The following is a 20,385-nucleotide window of genomic DNA, read 5'->3' as shown; positions in this document are numbered from 1 at the left end:
GGCGCCTGATACGCCATGGACTGGAAACTGCTACTTATCGGGCTGGGCCTCGCTTTCTTCATTGAAGGCGCGGCCTATGCCTTGATGCCAGAAGGCTTCAGAAAGCTGCTGGTCGCAGCATCCAAACAGCCCACCGCAAAGCTAAGGGTTATGGGCTTGACCCTCGCGGCGATCGGTGTTGCTGTAGTCTGGCTGGTTCAAGCGACTTTTGACGCTTGAGGGTAAGGCCAACGCGAGTGATGAAAAAAAATTGAAGGAGTAAGTGCCTTGAGCACCACCTTAGTAAAAGCAATTAACACGCGGACGACAGCCGACATGTCGGGCAAAACAATGAAAATTTTGCTCACTTCCATTATGATTTTGGCGGCAGCCATGACCTCCATGGGGCCGGTTGCTGCTCGCGGCGCTCCAGACAGCTTCGCCGACCTGGTTGAGAAGCTTTCGCCTGCAGTCGTGAATATTTCCACTGTGCAAACGATCCGTGGCCGTGGCGGCCGCCGGGCGCCAGACCTGCCGGAAGGCGTACCGTTTGGTGACCTGTGGGACCAGTTCCGTGACCGCATGGAAGAAGACCAGGAGCCCCGCGAGGCGCGTTCGCTCGGGTCAGGCTTCATCATTTCCGCTGAAGGCATCGTGATCACCAACAACCACGTGGTGGAGGATGCCGACGAAATCACGGTCACCACCGCAGACGGTGACGACTTCCCGGCCACGGTCCTTGGCCGCGACGCGTTGTCTGATATCGCTGTTCTCAAGATTGAACATGAAAATGGCGACAATTTCCCGTTCGTGAAATGGGGTGACAGCGACGATGAGCGTATCGGTGACTGGGTAATCGCCATCGGTAACCCGTTCGGCCAGGCCGGCACGGTAACCGCAGGCATCATTTCCGCCCGCAACCGGTCGATCAACAATTCGAATGATGTTGAATTCCTTCAAACCGACGCTTCAATCAACCGTGGTAACTCCGGTGGTCCGCTCTTCAATATGAAGGGTGAAGTCATCGGCGTGAACACGGCGATCTTCTCGCCAACTGGCGGCAATGTGGGCATTGGTTTTGCGATCCCGTCCAACGACGCGTCCCGCGTGACTGCTGAACTGCAGGAGCACGGCAAGGTACGTCGCGGCTGGCTGGGTGTTGGCATTCAGCCGATGACCGAAGAGTTCGCTGAATCCCTGGGCATCGAGCAGGAAGAAGGCGCAATTGTAACCCGCGTGGAGCCAAACAGCCCGGCAGATGCTGCTGGCGTTCGTGAAGGCGACATCATCACCAAATGGGACGGCAAGACGGTTGAAGACAGTAACCGCCTGTCTATCCTGGTGAAACGCACCGAGATCGGCAAGCCTGTGAAGGTTGAAGTGATCCGTCAGGGCAAGCGGGAAACCCTTGAAGTCACGACCGGCGAGCTGCCTGCAGCCATGGTGCCGGGCAATGACGACGACCAGGGTGGTGAGGGCGACCGTCCGGACCGCAGCGAGCGTGAGCTTGTTGAAGGTATGGAACTGGCACCGCTCAACGAAACCCTGCGCCGCCGCTATGAAATCGCTGACGATGTGGAAGGCGTGGCTGTGCTGCGTGTTGCACGCCGGGCACCAGCTGCCCGTCAGGGCATCCGTCCGGGTACTGTGATCCTGCGGGTCAACCAGCAGTCGGTTGATAACCCGGCCCAGATCGTCGATATCATCGAAGAAGCGCGCGCCGATGGTCGCGAGCGGGTTCTGTTCCTTGTGAACTACCGCGGCACCACGGCCCACGTTTCCCTGCGCCTGATGCAGGACCGCGATGAGGGCGAAGAAGAATAGTCAGCGATAGAGTGCTGAAACAGGAAAAGGGCCGGTTTTCACCGGCCCTTTTTCATTGTTCCAAGCTTGGAAGACTAGAGAAGCCCTTCGACTGAACGGGACGGGCTGACTTCCGTGATGCTGTAATGACAGCACTCATTGATATGGAAGGCATCTTCCCGGACGATGGCTTCAAGGGCCTCCCGGCTCTCGGCCTTGGCGATAATCACGCCGCCTGTTAGGGGCACCTTAGGCCCTGACGCCAGGAAGGTGCCCGCATCGAAATATTTCTGCACGAAGGCCAGATGGTCTTCCATGAAGGGTAGGGCATCTTCGCGCGACGTGCGATACTCAAGGTCGATGATGAACAGATTCTGTTTTTCGGGCATAGCGGGGCTCTAGCTCACAAAAACGGCGTCTGCATAGCCCTGGAAATACAGGAGCGTCGTCAGGTCACCATAGGTTACGGCCGCAGCGGCGGCTTCCCGGGTTTTCGGCTTGGCGTGATAGGCCACGCCCAGGCCCGCGGCTTCGATCATCGGGATATCGTTGGCGCCGTCACCTACCGCCAGAATCTCAGCTGCCGTCAGGCCATGCTTGGCGGCCTGTTCGTTCAGGGCCTCAAGTTTGGTGGCTGCGCCGCAAATGGGCTCCTCCACGAGGCCTGTAAGCGCGTTGCCTTCAATGCCGAGGATGTTGGCGCGGTTCATGTCGAACCCGATGGCAGCGGCGACCTTTTCAGTGAAGAAGGTGAAGCCGCCGGATACCAGCACAGCATAGGCGCCGTTCGCCTTCATGGTTTGCACCAGCGCCCGCGCGCCGGCCATCAGCTCGATCCGCTCGTCATAGCACTGTTGCAGCGCATCGGTGGAAAGCCCGGCCAGCAGCGCCACCCGTTCCTTGAGCGCAGCCTCAAAATCCAGCTCGCCGCGCATGGCGGCTTCAGTGATGGCGGCCACCTTGCCTTTGACGCCGATGAAGTCTGCCAGCTCGTCGATGCATTCGACGGTGATCATGGTCGAATCCATATCCGCGAGAATCATTTTCTTCTTCCGGCCCTCGGCCGGTTGCAGGCACCAGTCCAGTCCGTCGATATCATTGAGCGCGTCTTCAATCTGATTGCGGATATTCAGGTCGCCTTCAAAGATCAGATCCACGGCCTTTCCCTCGCTTAAGGTATGGCGCTTTGGTGTGCCTGTTGCCTTGATGGCTTCGATCCCGTCTTCGATCTTTTCGAGGCTTAAGGAACAGTCAGGGTTGACGACAAGGGTTAAAGCGATATCCATGGAGGAACGTCCTTACATTACTGGCTTTGAGGTTGCCTTGAAACGAGCCCTTTTTATTGCAGGTCCAACCGCCAGCGGCAAGTCGGCTTTATCGCTCCGTCTCGCAGAAGATCTTAATGGTGTCATCATTAATTCTGACAGCATGCAGGTATACCGCGATCTGCGGGTGATCACCGCGCGCCCGAGTGAGGAAGAGGAGGCGCGGGCGCCACATAAGCTATATGGCTATCTGGACGCTACTGAAGTCTCAAGCGCCGCCAGTTGGGCCGAAGACGCCATGGTTGAGATTGAAGCGGCCTGGGCGAACGGCCAGACCCCGATCGTGATCGGCGGCACCGGCCTTTATTTCAAGACGCTTCTGACCGGCATGGCGGTGATTCCGGAAATCCCCGACGACATCCGCGCGGCCGTTCGGGCCCGGTGTGACCGGGAGGGCAGTGAGCTGCTGCACAAGGAGCTTGCTGAAGTAGACCCAGTAACAGCAGAGCGCCTGTTCCCGGGCGACAGCCAGCGAATTTGTCGCGCGCTTGAGGTCTACCGCGCCACAGGCAAACCCATCAGCGCCTGGCAGGCTGATACCCCGCCTGGCCCCATGCAGGCGGTGGATGACGCAGGGCTTCTCACCAAGATTGTGCTCGATCCGCCGCGGGATGTTCTTTACGACCGCTGCAACCGGCGCTTCGACCTGATGCTGGAAAGCGGTGCATGGGAAGAACTGGACGCCCTGATCGCGCGCGAGCTGGACCCCAGCCTGCCTTTGATGCGTGCGCTGGGCGTGCCCAGCCTGATTGCCCATCGCCGGGGTGGCCTGTCGCTTGAGGAAGCGGTTGAGGACGCCAAGATGCAAACCAGACGCTTCGCCAAACGCCAATTAACATGGTTCAGAAACCAGTTTGGCCATTGGGATCGCTTTCCTGCGCAATTTTCGGAAAGCGACTACCGGGATTTTTTGAACAAAAAGATCACAAAAGCGGTTGACTGAGTAATTTTCGTACAATAAAACGACCCTATCGGCACCACGCCAGCCCAGGTGCCGATACCTGGAGCCTTTTGCCCAAGACGGCTCCTACTGTGACGAGACCCACCCCGGGGGCGCTCCCAGAGCGCCCCCAACTCTTACTGGGGGCCTGCAACTGGCCCCGTGTTTGCAAGGTGGTTTTCCGTTACGGAACCAAGGACTGGGTAGCCTGTGAGGGCAGGCAAGGTTGGATAAATTGCAAACGGAAACGAACGATGGCATCGACTAAGACGATACAGGACCCGGCAGCGACCGGGGCACCAGGCGACGAGGCAGCAAACGCACCCATGAGTGGCGCGCAAATGATCCTTAAGGCGCTGGTGGACCTAGGCGTCGACACCATTTTCGGTTATCCGGGCGGCGCTGTGCTGCCCATCTATGACGAGATTTTCAAGCAGGACAAGATCCAGCATATCCTGGTGCGCCACGAGCAGGCGGCGGTTCACGCGGCCGAAGGCTATGCGCGCACGACCGGCAAGCCGGGCGTTGTTCTGGTGACCTCAGGCCCGGGGGCAACGAACGCCGTGACCGGCCTGACGGACGCCATGCTGGACAGTATCCCAATCATCTGCATCACCGGGCAGGTTGCCCGCCACCTGATTGGTAACGACGCCTTCCAGGAAGCCGACACCGTTGGTATCACGCGTCCCTGCACCAAGCATAACTATCTGGTGAAAGACACGGCGCTGGTGCCTGACGTGATCTATGAGGCCTTCTATGTGGCCACGAACGGTCGTCCGGGCCCTGTTGTGATCGACATGCCCAAGGACGTTCAGATCGAAAAGGCGCCATACGCGCGCAGCGGTCACCGTGAACACCGCACATACCGCCCGCAGGTTGATGGCGACGAGGCTGCGCTCAGGAAAGCGGCGTACGCGCTGGCGAACGGCGCGCGGCCGATCATCTACTCGGGCGGCGGCATCATCAACGCGGGGCCAGAGGCGTCGGAACTGTTGACAGAATTCGCCAGAATGACCGGCATGCCGGTAACCAGTACCCTGATGGGACTGGGGGCTTTCCCGGCATCGGACCATCAGTTCCTGGGCATGCTCGGGATGCACGGCACGTGGGAGGCAAACCACGCGATGCATGACTGCGACGTGATGCTGGCGATTGGTGCGCGCTTCGATGACCGGGTAACCGGCCAGATCGACGGCTTCTCGCCGGGCTCCACCAAAATCCAGGTGGATATTGACCTGTCCAGCATCAATAAGAATGTTGCTGTGGATATTCCCGTGATCGCGGATGCGGCCAGCGCGCTGAAGCGCCTGATCGCAATCTGGAAAGAAGAAAAGCTGGGCGACAAACAGCCGCCGCTGGTGGCTTGGTGGGACCAGATCGAGCGTTGGCGCATGAAAGACTGTCTGGCCTATGCCGACAGTGATGAGATGATCATGCCGCAGAAAGCGCTGGAGCGGCTGCAGCATTATATCGACGGCAAGGAAGCCATTATCGCCACCGAAGTGGGCCAGCACCAGATGTGGGCGGCCCAGTTCCTGAAGTTCGACAAGCCGAACCATTGGCTGACGTCTGGTGGTTTGGGCACCATGGGATATGGCCTGCCGGCCACCATTGGCGCACAGATCGCCTTCCCGGACCGCTTGTGCATTGACGTATCGGGCGACGCCAGCTTCCAGATGAACCTGCAGGAACTGGGCACGATTTCCCAGTATCAGCTGCCGGTGAAAATCTTCATCATGAACAATGAATATATGGGCATGGTGCGCCAGTGGCAGGACCTTTCCTATGACGGTCGTCGTTCGCACAGCTACTCCGATAGCCTGCCTGACTTCGAGAAGCTGGCGGAAGCGTACGGCATCAAGGGCATGTCCGTTGAGGACCCGGCCAAGCTGGATGACGCCATTCAGGAGATGATCAACCATGATGGCCCGGTTCTGCTGGATTGCCGCGTGGCCAAGATTGAAAACTGTTTCCCGATGGTGCCTGCGGGCGCGGCGCACAATGAGATGCTGCTGGCGGGTGACGTGATTGCGAAACCAAAAGACGACGAAGCACTGGCAGTTGTGTGATTTGGTGTTTAATCTGAAAGTGGAAGAGTAATCAGCAAGATGGACGGCGCAAATATGAAAGAAACTGGCCCAATCGCAGTACATACCATCAGTGTTATCGTGGATAACGAGGCGGGTGTGCTGGCGCGTGTGATCGGTCTGTTCTCAGGCCGCGGCTACAATATTGAAAGCCTGACTGTGTCAACGGTGGACACGAGCCACGAGACGTCCCGGATCACGATTGTGACATCCGGCACGCGCATGGTGATCGAACAAATCAAGGCCCAATTGGACCGCCTGGTGCCTGTGCACAAGGTGGCGGACCTGACAATCGAAGGCGATTTCGTCAGCCGGGACCTGGCTTTGGTGAAAGTTGCGGGTGTCGGCGAAAAGCGGGTTGAGGCCCTTCGCCTGGCGGAAGCCTTCCGCGCGCAGGTGGTGGATGCCAGCCGCGATAGTTTTGTATTTGAGCTTACGGGTGCCGCGAACAAGCTGGACGCGTTCGTGGACCTGATGAGCGAACTTGGACTTGTGGAGGTTGCCCGGACGGGTGCCGTGGCGCTGTCGCGCGGGCAATCCGGCCTTTAGGCGGTTTTACTGAATTTGGCATGCCGGCCTGCCGGGGCGCCGTGAATTGAATTGTTTTGACGGGCGCACGCCCACCAAAAGGATAGTTGAGATGCGAGTTTATTTTGATAGTGATGCCGATGTTAATCTGGTGAAAGACAAGACGGTTGCCATCGTTGGTTACGGCAGCCAGGGCCATGCCCACGCAGGCAACCTGCGCGACAGTGGCGTCTCCCGCGTGATCGTGGCGCTGCGCGAAGGCTCGTCCACGCGCAAGAAGGCTGAAGCCGCAGGCTTTGAATGCATGACTGCCACTGAGGCCGCCAAAGAGGCCGACATGGTGATGGTTCTGGCGCCGGACGAGCATCAGGCCGCCATCTACCGCGATGAACTGCATGCCAACATGAAGCAAGGTGCGGCGCTGATGTTTGCCCACGGCCTCAATATCCACTTCAGCCTGATTGAGCCACGCGAAGACCTGGACGTGATCATGGTTGCACCAAAGGGCCCGGGCCACACGGTGCGCAGCCAGTATGCCGCGGGCAAGGGTGTGCCGTGCCTGATCGCCGTTCATCAGGACGCATCCGGTAAAGCCCATGACCTGTGCCTCTCGTACGCTTCCGCCATCGGCGGCGGCCGCTCGGGCATCATTGAAACCAACTTCCGGGAAGAGTGCGAAACCGACCTCTTCGGCGAGCAGGCCGTTCTGTGTGGCGGCGTCAGCGAGCTGATCAAGGCTGGCTTCGAGACGCTGACCGAAGCAGGCTACGCGCCAGAGATGGCATACTTCGAGTGCCTCCATGAAGTGAAGCTGATCGTGGACCTGATCTATGAAGGTGGTATCGCCAACATGCGCTACTCCATCTCGAACACCGCCGAGTATGGTGACTATAAAACCGGCCCACGGATCATCACCGAAGAAACCAAGGCCGAAATGAAGCGCGTTCTGGAAGACATCCAGCAAGGCCGCTTCGTGAAGGACTTCATGCTGGATAACGCCGCCGGCAACCCTGAGCTGAAGGCCCACCGTGGCCTCGCACAGCGCCACCCGATCGAGGAAGTGGGCACCAAGCTCCGTGGCATGATGCCATGGATGAAAGAGGGCCAACTGGTCGACAAGGCGAAAAACTAACCCCCTTAGACTGCTCTAGCTATTAGAGATCATGGGCGGCCCACTCCTGGGGTCGCCCTTTTTTTGCCTTGAAGCGGGCGTATCAGCGAAAGATCGATTTACTGGGTCAGGCGGAGCTGCTAGGGCTCCCCCAGTTTCGAGGACAACAGGAGCATCCCATGACGAAATTTGCACTCGCAGGTCTATCCCTGTCGGCAGCGCTGGCATTTGCACCATCGGCCGTCGCCGGTGACTTCAGCGGCCTTTATGGTGGCATTGAAAGCGCGGTCGACCTAAGCGACCAGTCGGTACTGGTGGGCGGCGTGATCGGCTACCGCATGGAACCCGTGCCTTATGTGGTCGTGGGCGTTGAGGGCGCGTACGGCAGCCATGTCGACGGCACCCGTGACGTGGGCGGCGCCATTACCGATTTCGGTGGTGAATGGGACATTACTGGCATCGCCGGCATTATCTTTGGTGATGACGACCAGAATATGGTTTACGGCTCCATCGGTTATATGAGCGTCAACTATGACACCATCGACACCGTGGGATCGACCCACTCTGACGACGTGCGCTTTGGCGTGGGCATTGAGCACCAGTTCAGCGACCTGCTGTCGTTCCGCGTGGGTGCCGACTATGCCAAGCCCGCAGGCGAAGCCACCTACCGCATCAAAGCAGGCCTTCTCGTGAGCTTCTAGGCTCGGCAAAGACGAATACAGAGGGCGGCCCGGTTGAGCCGCCCTTTTTTAATCCACTGTAGCCAGAATTTCCCTGATTTTTGGCCGCAAGATGTGAGCGGCGCTACTTAAATTGGACAGCACGGCGACCATAAGGCCACGATCCAGATAGATATCCAGGTTCGCGCTGACGCCGTAAAAGCCCCCGCTGTGGCCAACAATGCGGTCATCCGGTGTGCCGGCAACCTTGAAACCATACCCATAAGGTTCTTGGTGGAACTCCGCTTTAGGCGTGAAAAGCATGTCCGTGAATTGTTTATCCAGAAGCTTGTGGCTGGTTAGGGCGTTCGCGAACCGTTGCAGATCATGCACGTTGGAAAAACAGCCACCGGCGGGGCCGCCTCTCAGCGGTTTGTAGACCACGTTGCTGGCGTATCCGACGGGGCTTTTGTCTGTGGCATGATAGCCGATAGCAACATTCTTGAAGGGCATGTCTGTTGGGAAGCAGCCGGAGTTTTGCATGCCTGCAGGCGCATATATGTGGTCGCTGATATAATCATAATAGCTTTTGCCGGACACGGATTGGATGACAACTCCAAGCAGAAGCATGCCGTTGTTGCTGTATCGGTAGTCCGTGCCGGGTTCGAACTCCAGCTTATCCACGACAACCAGAGGCTTGTAATCCTCAATGGCTTTATACTTGTACCGACTTGCCTCGAAAAATTCGTCCGTGAAATAGCTGCCAAGGCCTGACGCGTGGGTCAGCAGATGCTGGATCTGGATTTTGCTGCTGATCTCACGCGGGAGCCAGCTTTCATCGGCGTACTTATCCAGCGTGTCGGTTAGCTGCAGCTCACCAGCTTGCACAAGTTGCAAGGTGGCAATGGCCGTGAACATTTTTGTTCCCGAGCCCATGTTGAATCGGGTTTCGAGTGTGTTTGGCACATCGAAGCGCTGGCTCGCTAAGCCGGTGGCGGTTTCATAAAGAACCTCATCGCCTTTCGCGATCAGGACGGTGCCGGAAAACTTACCGTCTTCGGTGTGCTGGTGCACAAGACGGTCGATTTTGGAAACTGCCTCATCGATTGTCGTCGCTTGCACAGTGTGGCTGAGCCCCAAAAGCAGCGCGGCAGCTACAGACAGTATCCTCATGAAAACCCCCTTTTTGATGACTTATGTAATATCGTTACACAGAAAATCCGGTTGGCGTCAATTACGGTCGTGACATTTTCGAAGGGCTAATTATTGTCATCCCAATGATTGAGGTTCTCCCCATATTGACGGAGCGGCTGACGCTGCGCAAGTTTCGCGAAGACGACGCTGTGGCCTTCCATGGGTGGCGCAATGACCCGGCCGTGGCGCGCTACACGCTGTGGGATTGCCCGTACCCGATTGAGGAAGCCGAGCGATTCTGCCACGAGCAGGCGTCGCTGGCGCCTTTCCCCGAAGGCGCCTATTACCAGCTGATGATCGTGGAAAAGGCGACGGGCGGACCTGTTGGTGACATCGGCGTTGGCAACGGTGTGACGCCGGAAGGGTTGGGCAATGTGCGCATTGGCTATACGCTCAGCCCGAAGGGTCAGGGCAAGGGCTATATGACTGAGGCACTCAGGGCACTCTTGCCCGCCTTGGTGACGCCCCTGAAGGTCTCGAAATTCTCTGCTGACATTGATGTGCGCAATCCGGCGTCGGGCCGTGTGCTGGAGCGTGTGGGCTTCAAAGCGAAAGGGCCGGTGCAGCTGAAGCGCACGTTTGTCAAAGGTGAATGGTGCGACGAACAGGAGTATGAGCTGGAAGTGCAGGATCTCATTTCTCGCAATAAAGAATAGTTTCTCTTGTTACTATTTGAAATAAAATTTCCAAATTTTGCCTCTTGCGATTATAAAATAATATGATACTCCTACTTTTCTTGGGCGGAAACGCCTGAAACTTTGGGATTTGCAAGGGGTCTAAGACGGATGAACGGTCGGACACCACAAAAGAGACAGGCAAAAGCCATCGCCGTATCCAAACAGGCGTCGGCGGATTTCACGCGTGTCGTTCTTGCTTCCGGCCTCCTCCTTACCCTCCTACTCGCTGGTCTATCGCTCCTCGGTGCGGGCCGACTTATCGGCCCTTGAGCATCGCAGGCTGAGGCACATTTGTGCTCGGGTGCTTAAGGGTAATGCCAGCTGAAGTTATTCATTCAGATCGTTACTAGAAATATCGGGAATAATGCCATGTCACACAGTGAAGCAAACCGTGTGCGAATATTTGACACCACCTTGCGCGACGGCGAGCAATCGCCCGGCGCCTCCATGACCCTGGAAGAAAAATTGCAGATCGCCCGCGTGCTCGAGGCCATGCGCGTGGATGTGATTGAAGCCGGGTTCGCCATTGCCTCCAACGGTGATTTCGAATGCGTGAACCGTATCGCAACTGAGATCAAGGACAGCACTGTCTGTTCGCTCGCCCGCGCCGCCCTTGGCGACATTGACCGCGCCGGCGAAGCCATCAAGCCAGCCAACAGTGGCCGCATCCACACCTTCATTGCCACCAGTCCGCTTCATATGAAGGTGAAGCTGCAGATGGAGCCTGAAGCGGTGATCGAAGCGATCCACGGCTCTGTCAGCCGGGCCTGCACCTTCACGGATGATGTGGAATGGTCCGCTGAGGACGCCACCCGCACCGAAATCGATTTCCTCTGCCGTGCGGTCGAGACCGCGATCAAGGCGGGGGCCACCACCATCAACCTGCCGGATACTGTGGGTTACGCGACCCCGCAGGAATATATGGATATGTTCAAGGCGGTGATCGAATGCGTGCCGAATTCGGACAAGGCGATCTTCTCCACCCACTGCCATAATGACCTGGGCCTTGCGGTTGCCAACTCGCTTGCCGGGGTGGCGGGCGGTGCGCGTCAGGTGGAATGCACCATCAACGGCATTGGCGAACGTGCCGGTAACGCCGCAATGGAAGAGATTGTGATGGCGTTGAAGACCCGCGGCGATGTGATGCCGTATCACACGCGGATCAAGTCTGAAGAAATCATGCGGGCATCAAAGCTTGTCTCTACCGTTACGGGCTTCACGGTCCAGAACAACAAGGCCATTGTGGGTGCCAACGCCTTCGCGCACGAAAGCGGCATCCATCAGGACGGTGTGCTGAAGGCGGCCGAGACCTATGAGATCATGACGCCCGAGAGCGTGGGCGTGACCAAATCTGTCCTGACCATGGGCAAGCACTCTGGCCGTCATGCCTTCGCTGACAAGCTGAAGGACCTGGGCTATGAGCTCGGGGACAACGCGTTCCAGGAATGTTTCCGCCGCTTCAAGGAACTGGGCGACCGCAAGAAGAACATCTATGACGAGGATATCGTCGCGCTTGTGGATGACGAGGTGGCCACCTGGGCCAACCGCATGCAGGTGATCAGCCTCAATACCTACAGTTCATCGAACGGTGAAGCGGTTGCGAACCTCACCATGGCGATCGACGGCGACAAGGCCAAGACGGTCACCTATGGCTCCGGCCCGGTGGATGCGGCCTTCAACGCCATCAAGGACCTGATCGGCATGGAACCGCACCTGCAGCTTTTCCAGGTGCATGCGGTAACGCAGGGCACAGACGCCCAGGCTGAATGCACGGTGCGTCTTGAAGAGGGCGGCCGCACAGTGAACGGGCAGGGTGCGCACGAAGACACGGTCACGGCTGCGGCGCGGGCCTATGTGTCGGCGGTCAACAAGCTTCTGGTCAAGCGCGAGAAGAAAGCGCCGGATGAAGCTGCCAAGGTTGTTGCCGCAAAGTAGCCACAGGTTCATGAACGAACCAAGCAAGGGCGCCAGTGAGGCGCCCTTTTTTATGCCCTTATGGGTTGAAAATATTCGTGTTGTCACAAAAAACCGAAGTGCTTAATGTGTCGCATCATTTCTGACGGGGACGAGCAGGGGACGGGTAATGCAGGTCGAGAGTGTTGCGCAGGCAACGCCAAGTGACATGCGGGTCACGCAAGGGGAAGGGCCGAGGCGCCGGGGCGCCAGCGGCGACATGCCCTATCAGCTGACCGTCCGGCGCGGATTTGGCGCCTTTGCTGTCTTGTTTGTCAGCCAGTTTGTTTTCGCCATTGTGCTCAGTGTCATGGCCCAGTTCATTGGCGCTGCTTTCGGCATACCAGGGCTGGCAGAGCAGAACAGGCCGCTTGTGTTAGCGCTGGCGCTTGGGCTCAGCAGCCTTGTCACCTATCTGTGGGTGCGGGCAGACATCACCCGCTTTGGGCCCGCATTTCCGGCCCAGATCGGCCTCAGGCCCAGCCGCATGAGTTTGGAACAGACAGCCCTTCTGATCGTTGGGGTCTTTTTCCTGACGCGTGTCCTTGGCGGTCTTTATGCCGGTGCGCTTGAGGAGCTCATTCCCGGCAGTTTGCCCCGTGGCGGCGCAGAGCAGGTCTTTGACCAGGCAGCTGCGGCCGGGGCGTCGGTAGCGACCGTGCTGATGTTCCTGCTGGCTGCTTTTGTGGCACCTGTGGTGGAAGAAGTGGTCTTTCGCGGCTATCTGCAGTCTGCGCTCAGGCGCCAGCTGCCCGCGTGGGGGGCGATTTCAGTCGCGGCGCTTGTGTTCGCCGCCATCCACGGCAGCCTGATGTTGCTGCCTGTATATTTCATTATCGGCGCGGGACTCGGTTACGTTTATGAGCGCACTTCAAGCGTCTATGCGGCGATTGCCCTGCACATGCTCAATAATGTCATTTTCAGCATCCTTGTGGCTGCGGGCTGGGCCTGACGCGGTACCACCTGTGGTGTGTCGATGCCCTAAAAAGTCTACAATTTTACAGACTTAGGCCACATTTTGCGGATCTGGCGCGGCTGGCTCCAAAAAAAAGCAAAATATGGGACTATCTTGCGTCAAGCCTCTTGTGATTTCACCATATCTGGCCCATAACCGCAGATGGACCTGTGTGTCGGCCCGCGCCAGCCCGCAGGATGAAAATTTCAGTCAAGCTTTCAGGATAAGAGGGTTAAATGCTATCAAAGCTGCTCGGCATGTTTTCGTCAGATATGGCGATTGATCTTGGTACAGCCAACACACTTGTTTACGTGAAGGGCCGGGGGATCGTGCTGAACGAACCTTCGGTTGTTGCGATCAAGAGTGAACATGGCCGAGACCGCGTGCTGGCGGTGGGTGATGAAGCCAAGCTGATGCTGGGCCGTACGCCTTCAGGCATTCAGGCCATCCGTCCGCTGCGTGACGGCGTGATCGCCGACTTCCATGTCGCCGAGCAGATGATCAAGCACTTTATCCAGAAGGTTCATAACCGGTCGTTTGCAAGCCCACAGGTTGTTGTGTGTGTGCCGTCCGGCTCTACAGCCGTTGAGCGCAAGGCCATTCAGGAATCTGCCGAACAAGCTGGCGCGCGCAAGGTGTATCTGATTGACGAGCCCATGGCCGCGGCCATTGGTGCTGGCCTGCCGGTAACCGAACCACAGGGGTCCATGGTTGTGGATATCGGCGGCGGTACGACCGAGGTGGCCGTTCTGTCGCTTTCGGGCATCGTGTTTGCCACCAGCGTGCGCGTGGGCGGCGACAAGATGGACGAAGCCCTGATCGCCTACATCCGCCGTAATCACAACCTGTTGATTGGTGAAGCCACGGCTGAACGCATCAAGAAGGAAATCGGCACTGCGCTGGTACCGGAAGACGGCGTGGGCATGACCATGACCATCAAGGGCCGCGATTTGATGAACGGCGTGCCAAAGGAACTCGAAGTAAACCAGCTTCAGGTTGCCGAAGCGCTTTCCGAGCCCGTGAGCCAGATTGTGGAAGGCGTGAAGGTTGCGCTGGAGCAGACAGCACCAGAGCTGGCGGCTGACATCGTCGACCGCGGCGTTGTGCTGACAGGTGGCGGCGGGATGCTCAAGGACCTGGACACTGTTATCCGTAAGGCAACTGGCCTGCCGGTAACTATTGCAGAAGAGCCGCTTACCTGTGTGGCCCTCGGTACTGGCCGCGCGCTTGAGGATCCAACCCTGCGCCTGGTCCTGACGGAAAGCTATTAACCGGTTCAGGCCACACTCCAAACCCTCGGGAGGTTGAACGCTGAGTCCGACACTGCACTCTGCTAACCTGTCTTCATCCCCTCGCTTTCGCCGTAGCGGCAAGGCGAAGGGTGGGTTTTGGCCGTATATGCTGGTCGCCATCGCGCTTCTTGCCTTTGAATGGATCGGCTCTGGTGTGCCGCACCAGATCCGCGCTTACGCCAACGATTTTGTCGCGCCCGTTCTGAGGGTGCTCGAGCAGCCGATCCGCGCCGTTCAGGCCGGGCTTGAGCGTATCGCCGGTGTGTCCGACATCTATCTTGAAAACGAAACGCTCCGGGACGAAAACGACCGCCTTCGCCAGTGGCGCGAAGCAGCCATGCAGCTGAGCCGCGAAAACGAACGCCTGCGTGGCATGCTCAAGGTACCGGGCCGTGAAGTACCACCCGCAGCCACCACCCGTGTGATCGGTGTTGGTGGCGGTGCGTTTGAGCGCAGCGTGCTCATTGGGGCAGGCTCGTCCGATGACGTGAAGCGCGGCAGCCCTGTGGTGGATGAAACCGGCGTTGTGGGCCGTGTGATCCAGGTGGGGCGCTGGACCAGCCGTGTCCTGTTGCTGACGGATATCAACAGCCGGGTGCCTGTGCGGCTTGAACGCACGGGTGATCTTGCAATCGCCGAAGGCCAGAACGAGAGCCTCCTGCGCCTGCGCTTCCTGCCGCAGGGTGTGCAGGTGAAAGTAGGGGACCGCCTGCTGACATCCGGCCATGGCGGGGCATTCCCACCGGATCTGCCCGTGGCCCGTGTGGTTGATGTGGTTGACGACTTTATCCTGTTGGAGCCGCTCGGTCTTCTGGGCAAGCTCGATTATGTGCGGGTGATGGCCTACCAGCCCGTTCCGGAAGAAGTCATCCAGCCGGAAGCGCCAGCGGAGGGTGAAGAATGAACGCAGCACGCCGCCCAGCAATGGCATCCTTTGGCTTCGCCGGGTTTGTTCCGCTGATTGCCTGCTTTGTCATGGTTATCTTCATGATGCTGCCACTGGGCACAGGGGCGGCCAATATCGCCATGCCGAACCTGGCGCTGATCTCGGTTTTCTATTGGCTGTCATCACGGCCGATCCTGATGCCTTACGGTGCCTGTGCGGTGCTTGGCTTCCTGCTGGACCTATGGCTTGATGTGCCCATGGGGCTGAATATGATCCTGCTCTTGCTGACGCGGCTGTTCGTCCTTAATCAGCTCAAACACTATAAGGGCCGCAGTCGGTTGGTGCACTGGGTGATCTTCGCGGTCCTGTCGCTCGGCCTCTATCTTTTGTCCTGGCTGCTTATCTCGCTTGTTTATGGCACAATGCTGCCGCCCGAACCGCTGGCGCTGCAGTGGGTCATCACTGTCTTTTCCTACGCGCCGGTTGGGTTCGTGCTTGGGCGTCTTAGACGGGCAGCGATGTAGGGATGGCAAGAGAAGGTCTTCGATACCAGGTTTTCAGCAGGCGGGCGCTCTTGCTTGCCGGGGCGCAGGGGCTGGTGCTGACGGCGCTTGGCGGCCGGCTGTATTATCTGTCTGTCGTGCAGGGCGAGAAATACAAGTTGCGGGCGGAGAAAAACCGCGTGGCGCTGCGCCTGATCGCACCGGAACGGGGCGAGATTTTTGACCGCAACCGCCGCAAGCTGGCGACCAACCGCCCGGATTTCCGCGTTTTCATGATCCCGGAACAAGCCGATGAGATCGCCGGTACGCTTGAAAAAATCGGCCGTGTTGTTCGGCTTGACGAGCGCCGCATCGCGCGGCTTGAGCGCCAGATCAAGCGCCAACGCAAGTTTGTGCCAATTACCGTGGCCCAGGGCCTGGACTGGCGCACCTTTGCCCGCGTCAATGTGGCGGTGCCGGACCTGCCGGGCGTGGTGACCGATGCGGGCCTGTCCCGCTTTTACCCAAGCGGCAATGAGATCGCGCATCTTATTGGCTATCTGGCAAGCCCTGGCGAGGAAGAAGTGGCCGCGAACCCGCTGTATCAGCTGCCGGGCTTCAAGGTTGGCCGACAAGGGCTTGAGCGCCGCTATGAGAACCGCCTCAGGGGCTCTGCGGGCACCCGGCGGGTTGAAGTGAACGCGGTGGGCCGCGAAATTCGTGAACTGCCACCCCGGCAAGAATCGCAGGCGGGCAACGACCTGCAGCTGACGCTGGATATCGACCTGCAGAAGTTCGTGATGGAACAACTGGGTGAAGAAGCGGCCGGCGCCGTGGTGATGAATGCCAAGACCGGGGAAATCCTGTCGCTCGCCTCCACGCCGTCGTTTGACCCGAATGAGTTCACCCGCGGCATCAGTAATGAGAACTGGCAGGCCCTGCTGAAGGACCCCAGGAAGCCGCTGATCAACAAGGCGGTCTCGGGCCTCTATCCACCCGGATCAACCGTGAAGCCCATTATCGCACTGGCCGCGCTCGAGCAGGGCGTGGTGACAGAAGAGACAGAGCATTACTGCAATGGCAGGCACCGGTTCGGCAACCGCACCTTCCGCTGCTGGAAGCGCGGCGGCCACGGCAAGCTGGACCTAAAGGGCGCCATTTCCAACAGCTGTGATGTCTATTTCTACAAGATTGCAGAAGACCTGAGCATCGAGGCCATGGCCGATATGCTGCGCCGCTTCGGCCTGGGGCAGCGTTTTGACCTGGGGATCGACGGCGAGAAGGAAGGCCTTGTGCCGGACCCCGCCTGGAAACGCGCGGCCCGGAATGAGCCCTGGCACGGCGGCGAGACCCTCAATGTGGCCATTGGGCAGGGTGCCTTGCTGGCCACACCGCTGCAGCTGGCGGTGATGACCGCGCGGCTGGCCTCCGGCTACAAGCTTGAACCGTCGCTGGTGAGCAAGGATCTGGAGACGGACGCCCCAGACACATCCTTTGCCGCCATGGACGCCAACCCGCTTCATATGCGTATTGCCCGGCGGGGCATGGAAATGGTGATGGAGGTGGGCGGCACCGCGCACGACTATCGCAGGCCCAAGAATGCCCCAAAACAGGCAGGCAAAACCGGCACAGCGCAGGTCCGGCGTATCAGCGAAAGCGAGCACCTTGAGGGCGTGCGCGACAATGATGAACTGCCCTGGGCCATGCGCGACCATGCGCTGTTTATCGGCTATTCACCGGTGGAAGACCCACAGGTGGCCATCGGTATGCTGGTGCAGCATGGCGGCGGGGGCTCATCTGTTGCGGCACCGATTGCGCGCGCCATCATGGACAAGACACTGGACCTGATGAAGCCGAAACCGGAAGAACCGGCCCAGCCGACAGAGGGAGAAGCCTGATGGGTACCGCACGCATGTTCGGCCCGCGCCGGGTGGACAAGAACCCACTGCAGCGGCTTCTCAGCCTCAACTGGAGCATGGTGCTGATCAACTGCCTGATCGCCTGTATCGGGTTCGCCATGCTTTATTCCGTTGCTGGCGGTGACTGGGACCCCTGGGCATCGCGCCAGGCTGCCCGGTTTGCTGGCGCGCTGGTGTTGATGTTGGTGATTGCGGTAATCGATATTCGCTATTGGATGGCCTTTGCCTATCCCGCCTGGGCGATTGGCATAGGGCTTCTTCTGGCGGTGGAAGTGGTTGGGTCAACCGGTATGGGTGGCCAGCGCTGGCTGGACATTGGCTTTATGCGGCTGCAGCCATCGGAACTGATGAAAATAGCAGTGGTGATGGCGCTGGCGCGCTATTTTCATGGCCGCAACTATGATCAAAGCCGCAGCCTCAGGTCCCTGTTTGTGCCTGTGATGCTGATGCTGGTTCCTGTGGCGCTGGTGTACCGCCAGCCGGACCTAGGGACCGCCCTGATGATCGTGATGGGCGGTATGGCCATCCTGTTCCTGGCGGGCCTGCCAGCGTGGCTTTTCATCGCGGCAGGCGTTGCCGTTTCAGCTGCCGTGCCGATTGTATGGCAGTTCCTGCGCGACTATCAGAAAGACCGGGTGCTGACCTTCCTGAATCCTGAAGCTGACCCCCTTGGGGCGGGGTACCAGATTACCCAATCCAAGATCGCGCTCGGGTCCGGCGGTATGACCGGAAAAGGGTTCCTTGGGGGCACACAGAGCCAGCTGAACTTCCTGCCGGAAATGAAAACCGATTTCATCTTCACTGTATTGGCCGAGGAATTTGGCCTGATCGGCGCTGTTATCACACTGCTGCTGTACGGAATTGTGCTTGGCTATGGCCTTCTGATGGGGCTTGGCTGCCGCAGCCAGTTCGGTCGTCTGATGGCAGGAGGCATGTCCATCACATTGTTCCTTTATGTGATGATTAATGTCGCCATGGTGATGGGCCTGATGCCTGTGGTCGGCGTGCCGCTGCCGATGATTTCCTACGGCGGTTCGGCTATGCTGACCTGGATGATCGCTTACGGCTTGATCCTGTCTGTCGCGATTCACCGGCACGTGACGCTGGCCCCCAAAGGCAGCGGCCTTGCCTGATCGAAATCCGGCCTTGCCTGACTTTGAATTCATTGTATCTTCCTAGCCATCTGGGAGGATATATAATGAAAAAACTGATTATCGGCACCGCACTAGCGGCTTGCCTGAACGCCCCTGTTTTTGCGGGCGACCTGACAGACGCTGTCAGCGCGGACTATGAATACCTTCAGGCGCTCTATACCCACCTTCACCTGAACCCTGAAATTTCGCTGCAGGAAGAAAAGACCGCTGCGCGCATTGCTGAGGAACTCCGCACGGTGGGCTTTGACGTGACCGAGAATTTCGGCGGCCACGGCCTGGTAGGCGTGATGAAGAACGGCGACGGCCCGACGCTTCTGATCCGGACGGATCTGGATGCGCTGCCGGTGCAGGAACAAACGGGCCTGCCGTATGCCAGCACCGCAACAACCGTGGATGACAAGGGCAAGACAGTGCCGGTGATGCATGCTTGCGGCCATGATATCCATATGACCAGCTTTATTGGCACCGCGCGCCGCCTGGCCGCGATGAAAGACAGGTGGGCCGGGACACTGGTGATGATTGGCCAACCGGCGGAAGAACGCGTGCTGGGTGCTGAAGCCATGATCAAGGAAGGCCTGTTCACCAAGTTCCCGAAGCCGGACCATAATATCGCGCTTCATGTCAGCGCCAGCATGAAGGCGGGCGATGTCGGCATGGCCAAGGGCTATGCGCTGGCGAATGTGGATACCGTGGATGTGGCGATCAAAGGTATCGGCGGCCATGGTGCTTACCCGCACACCACAAAAGACCCGGTGGTGCTGGCGTCCCAGATTGTGGTGGCGCTGCAGACGCTGGTGTCGCGCGAAACCTCGCCGCTGGACGCTGCGGTGGTGACCGTGGGGTCGGTCCACGCGGGCACCAAGCATAATATCATCTCCAACGGTGCGCACCTCCAGTTGACCGTGCGGTCCTACAAGGACGACGTGCGGAAGCGGCTTCTGGACGGTATCCAGCGCATCGCCAACGCCCAGGCTATGTCTATCGGCCTGCCGGAGGATATGTGGCCCACCATGACCGTAAGCGAAAGCACGCCCGCGACCTATAATGACCCGGACCTGACAGGCGAAGTCTTTGACACGCTTGCAGCCGCACTGGGCGAAGACCGGGTGCATGTGCTGACGCCGGTGATGGGCGCGGAAGATTTCGCCCTTTATGGCCGGACGGACGAGAAAATTCCGAGCCTGATTTTCTGGCTGGGCGGTGTGCCGGAAGATGATTATGAAGCTGCGCAGAAGGGCGAAATGAAGCTGCCAAGCCTGCATTCCGCCTCCTTCGCACCACAGCCTGAACCCACGATCAAGGGCGGGGTCGAGGCCATGACCACAGCGGCCCTTTCGCTTCTGGGCAAGAAATAGCACAGGCTTGTGAACCTATAACATCATGTCCGGGCTGGAATCCCGGCCCGGATATGGTTAAGATAGCAACAAGATCAAACTTTCAG

19 protein-coding genes are annotated in these 20,385 nt (G+C 58.8%); 16 read left to right on the top strand and 3 right to left on the bottom strand.

Annotated elements, in window-relative coordinates; genetic code table 11:
* The first annotated feature begins 15 nt into the window (after window positions 1-15).
* Together B3Z17_RS19340 and B3Z17_RS19335 are read left to right on the top strand one after the other, a co-directional pair.
* Complete coding sequence (locus B3Z17_RS19340) at window positions 16-219, top strand: DUF2065 domain-containing protein (protein ID WP_068307191.1); 204 nt, start codon at window positions 16-18, stop codon at window positions 217-219.
* A gap of 111 nt (window positions 220-330) precedes the next feature.
* Window positions 331-1,803 carry a Do family serine endopeptidase gene (locus B3Z17_RS19335; RefSeq protein ID WP_286831626.1) on the top strand — a complete coding sequence of 491 codons (1,473 nt, stop codon included), beginning with the start codon at window positions 331-333 and terminating at the stop codon, window positions 1,801-1,803.
* Window positions 1,804-1,877: 74 nt separating this feature from the next.
* Here the strand turns inward: B3Z17_RS19335 and B3Z17_RS19330 are convergent, their stop codons facing one another.
* Window positions 1,878-2,171 carry a YciI family protein gene (locus B3Z17_RS19330; RefSeq protein WP_286831624.1) on the bottom strand — a complete coding sequence of 98 codons (294 nt, stop codon included), beginning with the start codon at window positions 2,169-2,171 and terminating at the stop codon, window positions 1,878-1,880.
* Window positions 2,172-2,180: 9 nt separating this feature from the next.
* Window positions 2,181-3,068, bottom strand: coding sequence for a phosphoserine phosphatase SerB (gene serB / locus B3Z17_RS19325; RefSeq protein WP_286831622.1), 888 nt, complete (start codon window positions 3,066-3,068; stop codon window positions 2,181-2,183).
* 37 nt (window positions 3,069-3,105) lie between these two features.
* Here serB and miaA point away from each other — a divergent pair, with 37 nt between their 5' ends.
* The 5 genes from miaA to B3Z17_RS19300 all read left to right on the top strand — a co-directional run bounded on the left by miaA (window position 3,106) and on the right by B3Z17_RS19300 (window position 8,474).
* Window positions 3,106-4,050, top strand: coding sequence for a tRNA (adenosine(37)-N6)-dimethylallyltransferase MiaA (gene miaA / locus B3Z17_RS19320; protein WP_241493423.1), 945 nt, complete (start codon window positions 3,106-3,108; stop codon window positions 4,048-4,050).
* Window positions 4,051-4,301: 251 nt separating this feature from the next.
* A complete protein-coding gene (gene ilvB / locus B3Z17_RS19315; protein WP_286831620.1) occupies window positions 4,302-6,116 on the top strand; it encodes a biosynthetic-type acetolactate synthase large subunit in 1,815 nt (604 codons plus the stop codon).
* 54 nt (window positions 6,117-6,170) lie between these two features.
* A complete protein-coding gene (gene ilvN, locus B3Z17_RS19310) occupies window positions 6,171-6,683 on the top strand; it encodes an acetolactate synthase small subunit (RefSeq protein ID WP_068307803.1) in 513 nt (170 codons plus the stop codon).
* Between the two features lie 91 nt (window positions 6,684-6,774).
* Complete coding sequence (ilvC, locus tag B3Z17_RS19305; RefSeq protein WP_068307178.1) at window positions 6,775-7,794, top strand: ketol-acid reductoisomerase; 1,020 nt, start codon at window positions 6,775-6,777, stop codon at window positions 7,792-7,794.
* Window positions 7,795-7,952: 158 nt separating this feature from the next.
* Window positions 7,953-8,474: an outer membrane beta-barrel protein gene (locus B3Z17_RS19300; RefSeq protein ID WP_286831617.1), complete on the top strand. Its 522-nt coding sequence runs from the start codon at window positions 7,953-7,955 to the stop codon at window positions 8,472-8,474.
* Between the two features lie 48 nt (window positions 8,475-8,522).
* Here B3Z17_RS19300 and B3Z17_RS19295 read toward each other — a convergent pair whose 3' ends face one another.
* A complete protein-coding gene (locus B3Z17_RS19295; RefSeq protein WP_286831615.1) occupies window positions 8,523-9,605 on the bottom strand; it encodes a serine hydrolase domain-containing protein in 1,083 nt (360 codons plus the stop codon).
* Window positions 9,606-9,709: 104 nt separating this feature from the next.
* Between B3Z17_RS19295 and B3Z17_RS19290 the strand changes: the two genes are divergently transcribed.
* From B3Z17_RS19290 to B3Z17_RS19250, 9 genes are all read left to right on the top strand, one after another.
* A complete protein-coding gene (locus B3Z17_RS19290; RefSeq protein ID WP_286831613.1) occupies window positions 9,710-10,282 on the top strand; it encodes a GNAT family N-acetyltransferase in 573 nt (190 codons plus the stop codon).
* A gap of 390 nt (window positions 10,283-10,672) precedes the next feature.
* Window positions 10,673-12,238 carry a 2-isopropylmalate synthase gene (locus B3Z17_RS19285; protein WP_286831611.1) on the top strand — a complete coding sequence of 522 codons (1,566 nt, stop codon included), beginning with the start codon at window positions 10,673-10,675 and terminating at the stop codon, window positions 12,236-12,238.
* A gap of 148 nt (window positions 12,239-12,386) precedes the next feature.
* Window positions 12,387-13,208: a CPBP family intramembrane glutamic endopeptidase gene (locus B3Z17_RS19280; RefSeq protein WP_286831609.1), complete on the top strand. Its 822-nt coding sequence runs from the start codon at window positions 12,387-12,389 to the stop codon at window positions 13,206-13,208.
* Between the two features lie 239 nt (window positions 13,209-13,447).
* Window positions 13,448-14,482 carry a rod shape-determining protein gene (locus tag B3Z17_RS19275; RefSeq protein ID WP_068153403.1) on the top strand — a complete coding sequence of 345 codons (1,035 nt, stop codon included), beginning with the start codon at window positions 13,448-13,450 and terminating at the stop codon, window positions 14,480-14,482.
* A gap of 127 nt (window positions 14,483-14,609) precedes the next feature.
* Entirely contained in the window at window positions 14,610-15,407 is a 798-nt protein-coding gene (gene mreC / locus B3Z17_RS19270) for a rod shape-determining protein MreC (RefSeq protein WP_286831606.1), read from the top strand.
* Entirely contained in the window at window positions 15,404-15,913 is a 510-nt protein-coding gene (locus B3Z17_RS19265) for a hypothetical protein (RefSeq protein ID WP_068307166.1), read from the top strand. Before mreC ends, B3Z17_RS19265 begins: the two co-directional genes overlap by 4 nt.
* 2 nt (window positions 15,914-15,915) lie before the next feature.
* On the top strand, window positions 15,916-17,769 hold the full coding sequence (gene mrdA, locus B3Z17_RS19260) for a penicillin-binding protein 2 (RefSeq protein WP_286831602.1): 1,854 nt from the start codon (window positions 15,916-15,918) through the stop codon (window positions 17,767-17,769).
* On the top strand, window positions 17,769-18,923 hold the full coding sequence (gene rodA, locus B3Z17_RS19255; protein WP_082714684.1) for a rod shape-determining protein RodA: 1,155 nt from the start codon (window positions 17,769-17,771) through the stop codon (window positions 18,921-18,923). Before mrdA ends, rodA begins: the two co-directional genes overlap by 1 nt.
* Before the next feature lie 65 nt (window positions 18,924-18,988).
* A complete protein-coding gene (locus B3Z17_RS19250; RefSeq protein WP_286831598.1) occupies window positions 18,989-20,299 on the top strand; it encodes an amidohydrolase in 1,311 nt (436 codons plus the stop codon).
* The last annotated feature ends 86 nt before the right edge of the window (window positions 20,300-20,385 follow it).

Origin of the sequence: Kordiimonas sp. UBA4487 (assembly GCF_002389025.1) — a bacterium.
GTDB classification, from domain to species: domain Bacteria; phylum Pseudomonadota; class Alphaproteobacteria; order Sphingomonadales; family Kordiimonadaceae; genus Kordiimonas; species Kordiimonas lacus.
Note: the sequence above shows the minus strand (reverse complement) of the source record. Positions and strands in the feature narration are given on the sequence as shown.